Source organism: Curtobacterium sp. TC1 (assembly GCF_019844075.1).
In the GTDB taxonomy this organism is placed as follows: domain Bacteria; phylum Actinomycetota; class Actinomycetes; order Actinomycetales; family Microbacteriaceae; genus Curtobacterium.
Map to the genome: position 1 here is coordinate 3,721,095 of NZ_CP081964.1, position 13,524 is coordinate 3,734,618.

A 13,524-nucleotide genomic window follows, 5' to 3' on the forward strand; every position below is an offset into this window, starting at 1 on the left:
ACGGGCCGCCGACGGGGGTTACTGGGAGACGGTGCCGCCAGCAGCCACGATCTTCTCGGCGGCGGACGCCGAGACCTTGTCGACCGTGACCGTGATCTTCACGGTGATGTCACCCTGACCGAGAACCTTGACCTTCTCGTTCTTGCGGACGGCGCCCTTGGCGACCAGGCCCGCAACGGTGACGTCGCCACCATCGGGGTAGAGCTCCGAGATCTTGTCCAGGTTCACGACCTGGTACTCGACCCGGAACGGGTTCTTGAACCCGCGGAGCTTCGGGGTGCGCATGTGCAGCGGCATCTGCCCACCCTCGAAGCCGACCCGGACCTGGTAACGGGCCTTCGTGCCCTTGGTACCACGCCCAGCGGTCTTGCCCTTCGAGCCCTCACCGCGACCCACACGGGTGCGGTCCTTCTTGGCACCCTCGGCGGGGCGGAGGTGGTGCAGCTTCAGCACCTGCACGCGCTCGTTCTTCTCGTCGCTCATGCGTCGACCTCCTCGACCTTCACGAGGTGCGCCACCGTCGCGATGTACCCGCGGTTCTGGGCGTTGTCCTCACGCTCGACCGTACGGCCAATGCGCTTGAGACCCAGGCTGCGGAGCGTGTCGCGCTGGTACTGCTTCTCGCTGATAACGGACTTGATCTGCGTGATCTTCAGCGTTGCCATCACGCACCTGCCTTCTCGGTCGCGGCACGCAGTGCTGCGGCCTCGGCCTGGAGCAGACGAGCCGGGACGACCCGCTCGACGTCGAGGCCACGACGGCTCGCGACGGCGCGGGGCTCCTCGAGCTGCTTCAGAGCCTCGACGGTCGCGTGCACGATGTTGATGGTGTTGGACGAACCGAGCGACTTGCTCAGGACGTCGTGGATGCCGGCGCACTCGAGGACGGCGCGGACGGGACCACCGGCGATGACACCGGTACCCGGACCAGCGGGACGCAGGAGGACGACGCCAGCAGCGGCCTCACCCTGCACGGGGTGCGGGATGGTGTTGCCGACGCGGGGGACGCGGAAGAAGTTCTTCTTCGCCTCTTCGACACCCTTGGAGATCGCCGTGGGGACCTCCTTGGCCTTGCCGTAGCCGACGCCCACGAGGCCGTTGCCGTCACCCACGACGACGAGCGCCGTGAAGCTGAAGCGACGACCACCCTTGACGACCTTCGACACGCGGTTGATGGTCACCACGCGCTCGAGGAACTGGCTGTCGCCACCGCGGTTGTTGCGGTCGCGGCCCTGCTGACGGTCACGACCACCACCACGACGGCCACGGTTGTCGGCCGAGTCGCGGTTGTTGGACGCGGAACCGGCAGCGGTCTCGACGGGACGCTCGGCGACGGCAGGTGCCTCCGCCTCCTTGCCCTTCGCGGCGGTGTCGGTGCCCTCGGCGGGTGCCTCGGTGGCCTCGGTGGCCTCCGTGCTCGCCTCGGTGGTCTCGACGGCGTCCGTGGCCTCGACGGCCTCGGTCTTGGCGTCTTCGTTGGTGTTCGCGTTGTCGCTCACAGGTTCAGCCCTCCTTCACGGGCACCATCGGCGATCGCGGCGACGCGACCGGCGTACTTGCTGCCACCGCGGTCGAAGACCACGGCCTCGACGCCAGCCGACTTCGCGCGCTCGGCGAGGAGCTCACCGACGCGACGGGCCTTGGCGGTCTTGTCGCCGTCGAACGAGCGGAGGTCTGCCTCCATCGTCGAGGCGCTTGCGAGGGTGTGACCCTTCGCGTCGTCGATGACCTGCACGAACACGTGACGCGACGAGCGGGTGACGGCGAGACGGGGACGAGCCTCGGTGCCGGTGATCTTCTTGCGGAGACGGTTGTGACGACGCGCCTTGGCGGCCGCCTTGCTCTTGCCTCGTGTCTTGAGGAGTCCCATGATCACTTACCTGACTTTCCGGCCTTGCGGCGCACGTTCTCGCCGGCGTAACGGACACCCTTGCCCTTGTAGGGCTCGGGCTTCCGGAGCTTCCGGATGTTCGCCGCCACTTCGCCGACTGCCTGCTTGTCGATACCGGCGACCGTGACCTTGTTGTTGCCCTCGACCGCGAAGCTGATGCCCGCGGGCGGCTCGACGGTGATCGAGTGGGAGTACCCGAGCGCGAACTCGAGGTTCGAGCCCTTCGCCTGCACGCGGTAACCGGTGCCGACGACCTCGAGGCCCTTGGTGTAGCCCTGGGTCACGCCGATGATGTTGTTGGCGATGAGGGTACGGGTCAGGCCGTGGAGCGAACGCGACTCGCGCTCGTCGTCCGGACGGGTGACGAGGACCTGGTTCTCCTCGACCTTGGCCTGGATGGGCTCCGCGATGACGAGCGCGAGCTCGCCCTTCGGGCCCTTGACCGCCACGCTCTGACCGTCAACGGAGACGGTCACGCCGGCGGGGATGTCGATGGGAAGACGTCCGATTCGTGACATTGTCGATCACCACACGTAGGCGAGGACTTCCCCACCCACGCCCTTCTGCTCGGCTTCGCGGTCGGTCAGCAGCCCGGACGAGGTCGAGAGGATCGCCACGCCGAGGCCACCGAGGACCTGGGGGATCTCCGTCGACTTCGCGTAGACCCGGAGGCCCGGCTTCGACACGCGCTTGATGCCGGCGATCGAACGCTCGCGCTCGGGGCCGTACTTCAGGTCGATGGTGAGGGTCTGCCCGACTCGGGCGTCCTCCACCTTCCACTCGCTGATGTAGCCCTCACGCTTGAGGATGTCGGCGATGTTCTTCTTGAGCTTGGAGCTCGGGAGCGCGACGGCGTCGTGGTGCGCGGAGTTCGCGTTCCGCAATCTGGTCAGCATGTCTGCGACCGGATCGGTCATCGTCATGATGTTCGTCCATTTCTCGCCTGGTTTCGACACCCGTTCCACGAATGCCGACCTGAGCGATCGAGTGATCCCGGGGCGGTTCCCCAGGATCGGTGTGTTCGTGCGTGCGGGCCGGAGGACGTGAATCCTCCGGCCCGCACCGCCCGAAGTAGTTTAGACCGTCTGCTCGCTGGAGCGGAACGGGAAGCCGAGCTGGCGGAGCAGCGCGCGTCCCTCGTCGTCCGTCTTCGCGGTGGTCACGACAGTGATGTCGAAGCCGCGGACACGGTCGATGCGGTCCTGGTCGATCTCGTGGAACACGGACTGCTCCGAGAGACCGAACGTGTAGTTGCCGTTCCCGTCGAACTGCTTGTCGCTGAGACCGCGGAAGTCGCGGATGCGGGGCAGTGCGAGCGAGATCAGGCGGTCGAGGAACTCCCAGGCGCGGTCACCACGGAGGGTGACGTGCGCACCGATCGCCTGACCCTCGCGCAGCTTGAACTGCGCGATGGACTTGCGAGCGATGTTGACCTGGGGCTTCTGACCCGTGATCGCCGTGAGGTCCTTGATGGCCCCCTCGATGATCTTCGAGTCGCGAGCGGCCTCGCCGACACCGGTGTTCACGACGACCTTGACCAGGCCGGGGACCTGGTTGACGTTCGCGTAGCCGAACTGCTCGGTGAGCGTGGCCTTGATCTCGTCCTTGTACTTCTGCTTGAGGCGCGGCTGGGCCTTGGGGGCCTCAGTCGTTGCAGTCGTGTCAGTCATCAGAGCGTCTCACCTGACTTCTTGGCGTAGCGGACACGGACGGTCTTCTTGACCCCGCCCTTCTCCACCTCTTCGGTACGGAAGCCGACGCGGGTCGGCTTCTTCGTCTTCGGGTCGACGAGGGCGACGTTCGACACGTGGATCGAGGCTTCGTGCTTCTCGATGCCACCCGTCTTCGAGCCGCGCTGCGTCTGGCCGACGCGGACGTGCTTCGTGACGAAGTTCACGCCCTCGACGACGACGCGCTGCTTGTCCTTGAGGACCTCGATGACCTTGCCCTGCTTGCCACGGTCGCCGCCACGCTCCTGCGTCGCGCCCGTGATGACCTGGACGAGGTCACCCTTCTTGATGTTCGCCATGGCTTACAGCACCTCCGGCGCGAGCGAGATGATCTTCATGAACTTCTTGTCACGGAGTTCGCGACCGACCGGACCGAAGATGCGCGTGCCGCGCGGGTCGCCGTCGGCCTTGAGGATCACTGCCGCGTTCTCGTCGAACTTGATGTAGGAGCCGTCCTGACGACGGGTCTCCTTCTTGGTGCGAACGATGACCGCCTTGACGACGTCACCCTTCTTCACGTTGCCGCCGGGGATGGCGTCCTTCACCGTGGCGACGATGACGTCACCGAGACCGGCGTAGCGACGACCCGAACCACCGAGCACGCGGATGGTCAAGATCTCCTTGGCACCCGTGTTGTCGGCGATCTTCAGGCGGGATTCCTGCTGAATCACTGCTGTCTCCTATTCCGAAGCAGGCCGAGGCCTACTTGGCCTTCTCGAGGATCTCGACCAGGCGCCAGCGCTTGGAAGCGCTGAGGGGACGGGTCTCGCTGATCACGACGAGGTCGCCGACACCAGCGGTGCCGAGCTCGTCGTGGGCCTTCACCTTGGACGTGCGACGGATGATCTTGCCGTAGAGCGCGTGCTTCACGCGGTCCTCGACCTCGACCACGATGGTCTTGTCCATCTTGTCGCTGGTCACGTAGCCGCGACGCGTCTTGCGGTAGCCGCGAGTGAGGGCGGCGGAGGTCTTCTCTTCGTTCGCCATTACTTCTCCTCGGCGGTCTCGGCCTCGGTCGACTCAGCCGGCTTGTCAGCCTTCTTCGTCGTCTTCTTGGCCTTGGTGGCGGTCTCGACGGGCGCGGGAGTGGCACGGATGCCGAGCTCGCGCTCGCGGAGGACGGTGTAGATGCGTGCGATGTCGCGCTTGACGGCACGGAGACGACCGTGGCTCTCCAGCTGGCCGGTGGCCGACTGGAAGCGGAGGTTGAAGAGTTCCTCCTTGGCCTTCTTCAGCTCGTCAGCGAGACGCTCGTTCTCGAACGTGTCGAGCTCCGTCGGACGGAGCTCCTTGGAACCGATCGCCATTATGCGTCGCCCTCCTCGCGCTTGATGATGCGTGCCTTGAGGGGCAGCTTGTGGATTGCACGGGTCAGCGCCTCACGGGCGATGTCCTCGGTGACGCCGGAGAGCTCGAAGAGCACACGACCCGGCTTGACGTTGGCGACCCACCACTCGGGCGAGCCCTTACCGGAACCCATGCGGGTCTCAGCCGGCTTCTTCGTGAGCGGACGGTCCGGGTAGATGTTGATCCAGACCTTGCCGCCACGCTTGATGTGACGCGTCATGGCGATACGAGCGGACTCGATCTGACGGTTGGTCACGTACGCCGGGGTGAGGGCCTGGATGCCGTAGTCGCCGAAGCTGACCTTGGTACCACCGGTTGCCTGACCCGAACGCTTCGGGTGGTGCTGCTTGCGGTGCTTGACTCGACGGGGAATAAGCATGGTTACGCCTCAACTCCTGCGCCGGCCGGCGCGTCCTGCGGGGCCTGCTGCGGGCGGCGGTCACCGCGGTCGCCGCCACGACGGTCGCCGCCACGGTCGCCACGCTCACCGCGCGGGCCGCCACGACGCTCGGGGCGCGACGAACGCTGGTTCGCCTGCTCGCGAGCGAGCTCCTTGTTCGTGATGTCGCCCTTGTAGATCCAGACCTTCACGCCGATGCGGCCGAACGTGGTCCGGGCCTCGTAGAAGCCGTAGTCGATGTTCGCACGGAGGGTGTGCAGCGGCACACGGCCTTCGCGGTAGAACTCCGAACGGGACATCTCGGCGCCGCCGAGACGACCCGACACCTGGATGCGGACACCCTTGGCGCCGGCGCGCTGTGCACCCTGCAGGCCCTTGCGCATGGCGCGACGGAACGCGACACGAGCGGAGAGCTGCTCGGCGATGCCCTGCGCGACGAGCTGGGCCTCGGTCTCGGGGTTCTTGACCTCGAGGATGTTCAGCTGGATCTGCTTCTTGGTGAGCTTCTCGAGCTCACCGCGAACGCGCTCCGCCTCGGCGCCGCGGCGGCCGATGACGATGCCCGGACGCGCCGTGTGGATGTCCACGCGGACACGGTCACGGGTGCGCTCGAGCTCGATGCGGGCGACACCGGCGCGGTCGAGGGTCTTCTTCAGGTACTCGCGCACCTTGATGTCCTCGGCCACGTAGTCGGCGTAGCGCTGACCGGCCTTCTTGCTGTCGGTGAACCAGTGCGAGACGTGGTCCGTCGTGATCCCGAGACGGAAGCCGTACGGGTTGACCTTCTGGCCCATTAGTTGCTCGCCTTCTTGCTCGTCGCGGCAGCCTCGGCCTCTTCCGGCGTCGCGAGGACGACCGTGATGTGGCTGGTGCGCTTGTTGATGCGGAAGGCCCGGCCCTGGGCGCGCGGCTGGAACCGCTTCAGGGTCGTACCCTCGTCGACGAAGACGCGGCTCACGTAGAGGTCGCGCTCGTCGAGGAAGCTGTTCGTCGAGTCAGCCTTCACCCGGGCGTTCGCGATCGCCGAGGCGACCAGCTTGTACACGGGCTCCGAAGCGCCCTGGGGGGCGAACTTCAGGATGGCGAGCGCCTCGTGGGCCTGCTTGCCGCGGATCAGCTCGATGACGCGACGGGCCTTCTGAGGCGTGACGCGGATGTGTCGCACGCGTGCGATCGACTCCACCATTTCGTTCCTCCTCTGCGTCCCCGCGTTAGCGGCGACGGCCCTTCTTGTCGTCCTTCACGTGACCACGGAAGGTGCGGGTCGGCGCGAACTCGCCGAGCTTGTGACCGACCATCGACTCGGTGACGAACACCGGGATGTGCTTGCGGCCGTCGTGCACGGCGATGGTGTGCCCGAGCATGTTCGGGACGATCATCGACCGACGCGACCACGTACGGATCACGTTCTTGGTGTTGGCCTCGTTCTGCGTGACGACCTTGCGGAGCAGGTGCTCGTCGACGAAGGGGCCCTTCTTCAGACTGCGTGGCATCTTCTGAACTCCTACTTGCGCTTCTTGCCGGCGTTACGGCGACGGACGATGAGCTTGTCGCTCGGCTTGTTCGGCTTGCGCGTGCGACCCTCGGCCTGGCCCCAGGGGCTGACCGGGTGACGACCACCGGAGGTCTTGCCCTCGCCACCACCGTGCGGGTGGTCGACCGGGTTCATCGCGACACCACGCACGGTCGGGCGGACGCCCTTCCAGCGCATGCGGCCGGCCTTGCCCCAGTTGATGTTCGACTGCTCGGCGTTGCCGACCTCGCCGATCGTGGCGCGGCAGCGTGCGTCGACGTTGCGGACCTCGCCCGACGGCAGACGGAGCTGCGCGTAGGGGCCGTCCTTGGCGACGAGACGCACCGAGGCGCCGGCCGAGCGGGCCATCTTCGCGCCGCCACCGGGGCGGAGCTCAATGGCGTGCACGACGGTACCCACGGGGATGTTGCGCAGCGGCAGGTTGTTGCCGGGCTTGATGTCGGCGCCGGGGCCCTGCTCGATGACGTCGCCCTGCTTGAGCTTGTTCGGCGCGATGATGTACCGCTTCGTGCCGTCCACGTAGTGCAGGAGCGCGATGCGCGCAGTGCGGTTGGGGTCGTACTCGATGTGAGCGACCTTGGCGTCCACGCCGTCCTTGTCGGAGCGACGGAAGTCGATCACGCGGTACTGGCGCTTGTGGCCGCCACCGATGTGACGCGTGGTGATGCGGCCGGAGCTGTTGCGACCACCGGTCTTCGGCAGCGGACGAAGCAGGGACTTCTCCGGAGTCGAACGGGTGATCTCAGCGAAGTCGGCGACCGACGAGCCGCGACGACCGGGGGTCGTCGGCTTGTAGTTACGAATAGCCATGATTTATCCCTCTGGTCCTCAGCCGACAGCCGTGAAGATGTCGATCGAACCGGACTTGAGCGTCACGATGGCGCGCTTGGTGTCCTTGCGCTTGCCGAGACCGAACTTGGTGCGACGGGTCTTGCCCGGGCGGTTCAGCGTGTTGATGCTCGCGACCTTGACCTCGAAGATCTTCTCGATGGCGAGCTTGATCTCGGTCTTGTTCGAGCGGGGGTCCACGATGAACGTGTACTTGCCCTGGTCGATGAGCGCGTAGCTCTTCTCCGAGACGACCGGCGAGATGATGACGTCGCGCGGGTCCTTGTTGAAGCCGCTCATGCGGTGATCTCCTTCGCGGTCTTCGACGCGATGAAGGCGTCGAGGGCGCTCTTGCTGAAGACGACGGCGTCCGACTTGAGGACGTCGTAGGCGTTCAGCTGGCCGTACGAGAGCGCGTGGACGTTCGGCAGGTTGCGGATCGACTTGAGCGTCAGCTCGTCGTTCGACTCGAGCACGATCAGCACGTGCTTGACCGGCGCGACCTTCTCGAGGAGCGTGCGGGCGACCTTGGTCGAGGGCACGTCGGCCTCGACGAAGCCGTCGACAGCCGAGATGCGGCCACCGCGGGCGCGGTCCGAGAGCGAGCCGAGCAGCGCTGCGGCGATCATCTTCTTGGGGGTGCGCTGCGAGTAGTCGCGGGGGGTCGGTCCGTGGACGACGCCACCACCGGTGTGCTCGGGAGCACGGACGGAACCCTGACGGGCGCGGCCGGTGCCCTTCTGCTTGAACGGCTTGCGACCGGCACCGCGGACTTCGCCGCGGTTCTTGGTCTTGTGGGTGCCCTGACGCGCGGCTGCGAGCTGCGCGGTGACGACCTGGTGGATCAGCGGGACGTTGGTCTCGACGTCGAAGAGAGCTGCGGGCAGCTCGACGGTGCCGGACTTGGCACCCGATGCGTCGAGGACGTCGATCGTGGTTGCGGTCGTGGTGGCCATGATCACTTACCCTTCACGGCGGTGCGGACGAAGACGGAGCGGCCACGAGCACCGGGGACGGCGCCCTTGACGAGCAGCAGACCCTTCTCGGCGTCGACGGCGTGCACCGTGAGGTTGAGGACGGTCACGCGGTCGCCACCCATACGACCGGCCATGCGCATGCCCTTGAAGACACGCGACGGGGTCGAGGAAGCACCGATCGAGCCGGGCTTGCGGTGGTTGCGGTGTGCACCGTGCGAGGCGCCGACGCCGTGGAAGCCGTGGCGCTTCATGACACCGGCGAAGCCCTTGCCCTTGGACGTACCGACGACGTCGACCTTCTGGCCCGCCGTGAACGTGCTGTCCACGGTGAGCTCCTGGCCGAGCGTGTACTCAGCGGAGTCGTTGGTACGGATCTCGGTGAGGGTGCGACGCGGGGTCACGCCAGCGGCCTCGAAGTGGCCGGCGGCCGGCTTGTTGACCTTGCGCGGGTCGATGGCACCGGCGGCGATCTGGATCGCCTCGTAGCCGTCGCGCTCAGCGTTGCGGATCTGGGTGACCACGTTCGGGCCGACCTCGATCACGGTGACGGGGATGAACTTGTTGTTCTCGTCCCACACCTGGGTCATCCCGAGCTTCTTGCCGAGGAGGCCCTTGACGGTCTTGGTTGAGTTCGCCATTGGTCAGCCCCCTTACAGCTTGATCTCGATGTTGACGTCTGCCGGCAGGTCGAGTCGCATGAGCGAGTCCACGGCCTTCGGCGTCGGGTCGACGATGTCGATGACCCGCTTGTGCGTGCGCTTCTCGAAGTGCTCGCGCGAGTCCTTGTACTTGTGAGGGGAACGGATCACTGCGATCACGTTCTTCTCGGTGGGGAGCGGCACCGGGCCGACCACGGTCGCACCGGCACGGGTCACCGTGTCGACGATCTTCCGGGCCGACGTGTCGATGACCTCGTGGTCATACGACTTGAGCCGGATGCGGATCTTCTGTCCCGCCATGTGTCTCTTGTCCTCTCTGCGCCGCGCACCCTCTGGCCGCCTGACGCCGCTCGGCTCTGCATTCCTGCAGACCGTGCTGTTTTCCTGAACCAACCGGCCGCATCCGCTGGGGATGACCGCTGTTCACCTGTCAACCGCGCGGGCGACCTTGGCCGTCCAGCGTGGGCAATCGACTTCCTCGCACTCCGGGCGCAACAGTGTCGCGTCCGTCATGACCTCGGGGAGTCGTGTTCTGCTGCCTGCGGCCCAACCCAGCCCTGCTGAACAGGGGGGTTGTGCACTGCCAGAGCAGTGATCCTGCGGACTCGCACCCGCGGGGAATTCGGAACCGGACAAGTCTCGCATGTCCCGAGCCCACGTGCAACCCGGGCGTGTCGCGGAATGCCGGGCGTGTCGACACCGGCTCGCTTCCCCGGATCCACGCGGATCGGACGGTCGGGAGGCACGGCTCCCCGCCGCAACGCGGAGCGCCCTCCGGAGATGGTCCGGAGGGCGCTCGTGGAGACGGTTACTCGGCCGTCACCGGGGGCACGAACCACGGCGGGAAGACCGCCACGCGCGGCGCGTGTCCGCCGTGGTCGGCGAGCACCGCACGGACCGTCTGCCGTGCCTTGTCGTTCGGGACGCCGATCACCGCGACCGACGAGAACGGCACGCTCGGCCCGGCGAGGAGCTCGAGTCCGAGCATCTCCGGGTCGGAGAAGTCGGTGCGACGGATCAGGTTGGTCGCAGCGTCCGGGCCGACCGCGAACCGTGCGTCGTCGGCGTCGGCGTCCTGGTCGGCGACGACCACCGAGGCGCCGAACGCCGACACCGGGACGACGAGCACGACGTAGTCGACGGCGCGCGTGCGGCGCGCGGCGTCGGACCACCGCTCGCCCTCGGCGCCGGTGCGGAGCTCGTCCCAGCGGACGGCGTCCGGCGACAGCGTGAAGGGCACGTGGCTGGCGATGGTGCTGCCGTCGGGCGCTTCGGCCTCGGCGCGGGCGGCACGGGTCTCCGGGCTGCTGACGTCGACGGCGGGCTCCGCCTGGTCGGCCGCCAGGATCGCACCGGACCCGACGATGCCGTCGAGGTTGTCGATGTGGGTCACGTGGTGCGCGCGCAGCGACGCGAAGACCCGGGCCTCCGGCAGCTCGGCCGACGACGACCGGAGTGACGTCGGCGAACGGAGCGACGTCCCCGGGCCGGAGGCCGGCGGGTCGACGCGCAGGTTGGTGGTGATGCGGGTCCGCCGTGGCGTCGGAGCGGCAGGGATCGCCGACTCCTCACGCTGGCGGGGCGCGCAGATGTCGCAGAGCTCGGTGGGGAAACCGTGGATGCACTCGTCAGTCACGACTGTTGTGGGTCCTTCCGTGCCGTGTGGGGTGGTCCGGCACGTCGACCAACGCTACGTCATCCGGACGCCCCCGGGGTCATTGTCGGTAGAGCAGCGCCCGGACCTCGGACTCGGCAGCGTGGATCCGAGCCGGATCGATGGTCTCTCCGTGCTCGTAGGCGTCGAGCAACCGCGGGTCGATGTAGCTCTGCCGGCACACCGTCGGGGTGTTCCCGAGCTCCTCGCTCGCGGCCTTCACGGCGTGGGAGACGGCGCGCTTCCGCTTCGCCTCCGACGACAGCGGACCGGTCCGAGCCAGGTCGACGGCCGCGGCCACCGTGCCGTGCAGGGTGCGGAAGTCCTTCGCCGTGAACTCGTCGCCCGCACGTTCCTTCACGTAGGCGTTGATGTCCTCGGCGGAGAGCGGCTCCCATTCGTCCCCACGGCGTTCGCGGAACGAGAGCAGTCGGGCGTTCGGCCCACGGCGCTTCATGCCGGCGATCACCGTGGCGAGGTCCGGGTCGTGGATGGACGACGACCACTCCTGCCCGCTCTTGCCCGGGAAGTCGAGCTCGATGTCGTCGCCGGAGACGTGCGCGTGCGCACACAGCAGCGTCGAGAGTCCGCGACTGCCGTGCTCGGTGGCGTACCGCTCCGAGCCGACCCGGAGCGAACCCTGGTCGAGCATTCGGAAGGCAGCGGCCAGCGCACGTTGTCTGTCGGGCTCGGGACGCCGCAGGTCCATCGTGACCCCGCGACGCGCGACCGGCAGGGACTCGGCGAGGGCGAGGGCCCGGTCGTACTTGATGCGGTCCATGCGCTCGCGCCACGACGGGTGGTACATGTACTGGCGCCGACCGGCGCCGTCGATCCCCGTCGCGAGCACGTGGCCGTTCTCGTACGGCGAGATCCAGACGTCGTCCCACGCCGGCGGGATGACGAGGTCCTCGAGCCGTTGACGGACCGCGGCATCGGTGACGGTCGCACCATCGGGATCACGGTACGAGAAGCCGCGTCCGCTCCGGACACGGTGGTAGCCACGACCGGAGGTCGTGGAACGGCGCAGGCGGGTCACCTGTCCGAGCCAACTCCACGATGCCTGGGACGCCACACGGGGCGGACCGGCGCCGTCGCAGCGGACCCGCCCCGGGCCTCCCGTCCGACGCCCGTGCGAGCAGTGAGCGGCCGTCAGTGGCGCGTGGACGGGAGACGACAAAGCGGGGCCGAGCCCGAAGGCTCGACCCCGCTGAGGCAGGTAACCGGAGTTACTTGAGGATCTTCTCGACCGTACCGGCGCCGACCGTACGACCACCCTCACGGATGGCGAAGCGGAGGCCCTCTTCCATGGCGATCGGCTGGATCAGCTCGACCGTCATGGCGACGGTGTCGCCGGGCATGACCATCTCGGTGCCCTCGGGCAGCGTGATGACGCCGGTGACGTCCGTGGTGCGGAAGTAGAACTGCGGGCGGTAGTTCGCGTAGAACGGGTTGTGACGCCCGCCCTCTTCCTTCGTCAGGATGTACGCGTTCGCCTGGAACTCGGTGTGCGGCGTGACCGAACCCGGCTTCACGACGACCTGGCCGCGCTCCACGTCCTCGCGCTTGAGGCCACGGATGAGCAGACCGGTGTTGTCACCGGCGACCGCCTGGTCGAGCAGCTTGCGGAACATCTCGATGCCCGTGACGGTGGTCTTCTGCGTCGCGCGGATGCCGACGATCTCGACCTCCTCGTTCAGGTTGAGCGTGCCACGCTCGACGCGACCGGTGACGACCGTGCCACGACCGGTGATCGTGAAGACGTCCTCGATCGGCATCAGGAACGGCTGGTCGGTGGCGCGCACCGGGTCCGGCACGTGCTCGTCGACCTGGGCCATGAGGTCCTGGACCGACTTGACCCACTTCTCGTCGCCCTCGAGCGCCTTGAGCGCAGAGACCTGCACGACGGGAGCGTCCTCGTCGAACTGCTGCGAGCCGAGGAGCTCGCGGACCTCGAGCTCGACGAGCTCCAGGATCTCCTCGTCGTCCACCATGTCGGACTTGTTCAGCGCGACGACGATGTACGGGACGCCGACCTGGCGGGCGAGCAGGACGTGCTCACGCGTCTGGGGCATCGGGCCGTCGGTGGCGGCGACCACGAGGATCGCGCCGTCCATCTGCGCCGCACCCGTGATCATGTTCTTCACGTAGTCGGCGTGACCGGGGGCGTCGACGTGCGCGTAGTGACGCTTCTCGGTCTGGTACTCGACGTGCGAGATGTTGATCGTGATGCCGCGCTGGCGCTCCTCGGGAGCGTTGTCGATCTGCGCGAAGTCACGGGCCTCGTTGAGGTCCGGGTACTGGTCGTGCAGAACCTTGGTGATCGCCGCCGTGAGCGTGGTCTTGCCGTGGTCGACGTGACCGATGGTTCCGATGTTGACGTGCGGCTTGGTGCGCTCGAACTTGGCCTTGGCCACTGTGGGTCCTCCTCAGGACTCGGAAGCGTCATCCCCGGCCGGCCCTGGATGGGCTCGCGACCGTTGATGCGCGGTGTGTGTCTTTACT

The 13,524-nt window shown here is 67.3% G+C and carries 23 protein-coding genes; all 23 read right to left on the reverse strand.

All coding sequences use genetic code 11. The annotated features are described in order from the left end of the window. Positions 1-18: 18 nt before the first annotated feature. Complete coding sequence (rplO, locus tag KZI27_RS18800; protein ID WP_027466723.1) at positions 19-483, reverse strand: 50S ribosomal protein L15; 465 nt, start codon at positions 481-483, stop codon at positions 19-21. Beyond that, complete coding sequence (rpmD, locus tag KZI27_RS18805) at positions 480-665, reverse strand: 50S ribosomal protein L30 (RefSeq protein WP_173168934.1); 186 nt, start codon at positions 663-665, stop codon at positions 480-482. Before rpmD ends, rplO begins: the two co-directional genes overlap by 4 nt. After that, the gene (rpsE, locus tag KZI27_RS18810) at positions 665-1,498 is read right to left on the reverse strand and encodes a 30S ribosomal protein S5 (RefSeq protein ID WP_222658794.1); all 834 of its coding nucleotides are present in this window, start codon (positions 1,496-1,498) and stop codon (positions 665-667) included. Before rpsE ends, rpmD begins: the two co-directional genes overlap by 1 nt. Then, positions 1,495-1,869 carry a 50S ribosomal protein L18 gene (gene rplR / locus KZI27_RS18815; protein ID WP_031259041.1) on the reverse strand — a complete coding sequence of 125 codons (375 nt, stop codon included), beginning with the start codon at positions 1,867-1,869 and terminating at the stop codon, positions 1,495-1,497. Before rplR ends, rpsE begins: the two co-directional genes overlap by 4 nt. A gap of 2 nt (positions 1,870-1,871) precedes the next feature. Then, positions 1,872-2,408, reverse strand: a complete 537-nt coding sequence (gene rplF, locus KZI27_RS18820; protein WP_111083459.1) for a 50S ribosomal protein L6 — start codon at positions 2,406-2,408, stop codon at positions 1,872-1,874. Between the two features lie 6 nt (positions 2,409-2,414). Beyond that, on the reverse strand, positions 2,415-2,813 hold the full coding sequence (rpsH, locus tag KZI27_RS18825; RefSeq protein WP_017885519.1) for a 30S ribosomal protein S8: 399 nt from the start codon (positions 2,811-2,813) through the stop codon (positions 2,415-2,417). A 153-nt stretch (positions 2,814-2,966) separates the two neighbouring features. Beyond that, positions 2,967-3,560, reverse strand: coding sequence for a 50S ribosomal protein L5 (gene rplE / locus KZI27_RS18830; RefSeq protein WP_222658795.1), 594 nt, complete (start codon positions 3,558-3,560; stop codon positions 2,967-2,969). Next, entirely contained in the window at positions 3,560-3,919 is a 360-nt protein-coding gene (gene rplX / locus KZI27_RS18835; protein WP_111083461.1) for a 50S ribosomal protein L24, read from the reverse strand. The genes rplE and rplX overlap by 1 nt, the downstream gene beginning before the upstream one ends. A 3-nt stretch (positions 3,920-3,922) precedes the next feature. Then, positions 3,923-4,291 (reverse strand): 50S ribosomal protein L14, encoded by a 369-nt coding sequence (gene rplN, locus KZI27_RS18840; RefSeq protein ID WP_111083462.1) that lies wholly within the window; start codon positions 4,289-4,291, stop codon positions 3,923-3,925. A gap of 31 nt (positions 4,292-4,322) precedes the next feature. Further along, on the reverse strand, positions 4,323-4,607 hold the full coding sequence (gene rpsQ, locus KZI27_RS18845) for a 30S ribosomal protein S17 (RefSeq protein WP_111083463.1): 285 nt from the start codon (positions 4,605-4,607) through the stop codon (positions 4,323-4,325). After that, positions 4,607-4,927 carry a 50S ribosomal protein L29 gene (gene rpmC, locus KZI27_RS18850; RefSeq protein ID WP_111083464.1) on the reverse strand — a complete coding sequence of 107 codons (321 nt, stop codon included), beginning with the start codon at positions 4,925-4,927 and terminating at the stop codon, positions 4,607-4,609. Before rpmC ends, rpsQ begins: the two co-directional genes overlap by 1 nt. Next, positions 4,927-5,346 (reverse strand): 50S ribosomal protein L16, encoded by a 420-nt coding sequence (rplP, locus tag KZI27_RS18855; protein ID WP_111083465.1) that lies wholly within the window; start codon positions 5,344-5,346, stop codon positions 4,927-4,929. The genes rpmC and rplP overlap by 1 nt, the downstream gene beginning before the upstream one ends. Before the next feature lie 2 nt (positions 5,347-5,348). Beyond that, a complete protein-coding gene (rpsC, locus tag KZI27_RS18860) occupies positions 5,349-6,161 on the reverse strand; it encodes a 30S ribosomal protein S3 (RefSeq protein WP_017885527.1) in 813 nt (270 codons plus the stop codon). Continuing rightward, positions 6,161-6,553 (reverse strand): 50S ribosomal protein L22, encoded by a 393-nt coding sequence (gene rplV / locus KZI27_RS18865; protein ID WP_111083466.1) that lies wholly within the window; start codon positions 6,551-6,553, stop codon positions 6,161-6,163. The genes rpsC and rplV overlap by 1 nt, the downstream gene beginning before the upstream one ends. A 25-nt stretch (positions 6,554-6,578) precedes the next feature. Then, positions 6,579-6,860, reverse strand: coding sequence for a 30S ribosomal protein S19 (rpsS, locus tag KZI27_RS18870; protein WP_017885529.1), 282 nt, complete (start codon positions 6,858-6,860; stop codon positions 6,579-6,581). A gap of 11 nt (positions 6,861-6,871) precedes the next feature. Continuing rightward, positions 6,872-7,711, reverse strand: coding sequence for a 50S ribosomal protein L2 (rplB, locus tag KZI27_RS18875; protein WP_111083467.1), 840 nt, complete (start codon positions 7,709-7,711; stop codon positions 6,872-6,874). 18 nt (positions 7,712-7,729) lie between these two features. Next, positions 7,730-8,029 carry a 50S ribosomal protein L23 gene (gene rplW / locus KZI27_RS18880; protein WP_111083468.1) on the reverse strand — a complete coding sequence of 100 codons (300 nt, stop codon included), beginning with the start codon at positions 8,027-8,029 and terminating at the stop codon, positions 7,730-7,732. Next, complete coding sequence (rplD, locus tag KZI27_RS18885) at positions 8,026-8,685, reverse strand: 50S ribosomal protein L4 (RefSeq protein ID WP_123311740.1); 660 nt, start codon at positions 8,683-8,685, stop codon at positions 8,026-8,028. Before rplD ends, rplW begins: the two co-directional genes overlap by 4 nt. Before the next feature lie 2 nt (positions 8,686-8,687). Beyond that, positions 8,688-9,344, reverse strand: a complete 657-nt coding sequence (rplC, locus tag KZI27_RS18890; protein WP_017885533.1) for a 50S ribosomal protein L3 — start codon at positions 9,342-9,344, stop codon at positions 8,688-8,690. 12 nt (positions 9,345-9,356) lie between these two features. Continuing rightward, positions 9,357-9,665, reverse strand: coding sequence for a 30S ribosomal protein S10 (gene rpsJ, locus KZI27_RS18895; protein WP_017885534.1), 309 nt, complete (start codon positions 9,663-9,665; stop codon positions 9,357-9,359). A gap of 508 nt (positions 9,666-10,173) precedes the next feature. Further along, positions 10,174-11,001 (reverse strand): DarT ssDNA thymidine ADP-ribosyltransferase family protein, encoded by an 828-nt coding sequence (locus KZI27_RS18900; protein WP_222658796.1) that lies wholly within the window; start codon positions 10,999-11,001, stop codon positions 10,174-10,176. A gap of 79 nt (positions 11,002-11,080) precedes the next feature. Next, positions 11,081-12,058, reverse strand: coding sequence for a DNA topoisomerase IB (locus KZI27_RS18905; protein WP_222658797.1), 978 nt, complete (start codon positions 12,056-12,058; stop codon positions 11,081-11,083). A gap of 190 nt (positions 12,059-12,248) precedes the next feature. Then, positions 12,249-13,436, reverse strand: coding sequence for an elongation factor Tu (tuf, locus tag KZI27_RS18910; RefSeq protein ID WP_123311734.1), 1,188 nt, complete (start codon positions 13,434-13,436; stop codon positions 12,249-12,251). Between the last annotated feature and the right edge of the window lie 88 nt (positions 13,437-13,524).

Coding starts and splice junctions, on each gene's coding strand:
- rplP (WP_111083465.1), bottom strand. CDS start 5,346: ATGCTTATTCCCCGTCGAGTCAAGCACCGCAAGCAGCACCACCCGAAG.
- rpsH (WP_017885519.1), bottom strand. CDS start 2,813: ATGACGATGACCGATCCGGTCGCAGACATGCTGACCAGATTGCGGAAC.
- rplB (WP_111083467.1), bottom strand. CDS start 7,711: ATGGCTATTCGTAACTACAAGCCGACGACCCCCGGTCGTCGCGGCTCG.
- rplE (WP_222658795.1), bottom strand. CDS start 3,560: ATGACTGACACGACTGCAACGACTGAGGCCCCCAAGGCCCAGCCGCGC.
- rplF (WP_111083459.1), bottom strand. CDS start 2,408: ATGTCACGAATCGGACGTCTTCCCATCGACATCCCCGCCGGCGTGACC.
- rpsQ (WP_111083463.1), bottom strand. CDS start 4,607: ATGGCGAACGAAGAGAAGACCTCCGCCGCCCTCACTCGCGGCTACCGC.
- rplO (WP_027466723.1), bottom strand. CDS start 483: ATGAGCGACGAGAAGAACGAGCGCGTGCAGGTGCTGAAGCTGCACCAC.
- rpsS (WP_017885529.1), bottom strand. CDS start 6,860: ATGCCACGCAGTCTGAAGAAGGGCCCCTTCGTCGACGAGCACCTGCTC.
- rpmD (WP_173168934.1), bottom strand. CDS start 665: ATGGCAACGCTGAAGATCACGCAGATCAAGTCCGTTATCAGCGAGAAG.
- rpsJ (WP_017885534.1), bottom strand. CDS start 9,665: ATGGCGGGACAGAAGATCCGCATCCGGCTCAAGTCGTATGACCACGAG.
- rplX (WP_111083461.1), bottom strand. CDS start 3,919: ATGGCGAACATCAAGAAGGGTGACCTCGTCCAGGTCATCACGGGCGCG.
- rplV (WP_111083466.1), bottom strand. CDS start 6,553: ATGGTGGAGTCGATCGCACGCGTGCGACACATCCGCGTCACGCCTCAG.
- rplD (WP_123311740.1), bottom strand. CDS start 8,685: ATGGCCACCACGACCGCAACCACGATCGACGTCCTCGACGCATCGGGT.
- rplC (WP_017885533.1), bottom strand. CDS start 9,344: ATGGCGAACTCAACCAAGACCGTCAAGGGCCTCCTCGGCAAGAAGCTC.
- rpsC (WP_017885527.1), bottom strand. CDS start 6,161: ATGGGCCAGAAGGTCAACCCGTACGGCTTCCGTCTCGGGATCACGACG.
- rplW (WP_111083468.1), bottom strand. CDS start 8,029: ATGAGCGGCTTCAACAAGGACCCGCGCGACGTCATCATCTCGCCGGTC.
- rplR (WP_031259041.1), bottom strand. CDS start 1,869: ATGGGACTCCTCAAGACACGAGGCAAGAGCAAGGCGGCCGCCAAGGCG.
- rpmC (WP_111083464.1), bottom strand. CDS start 4,927: ATGGCGATCGGTTCCAAGGAGCTCCGTCCGACGGAGCTCGACACGTTC.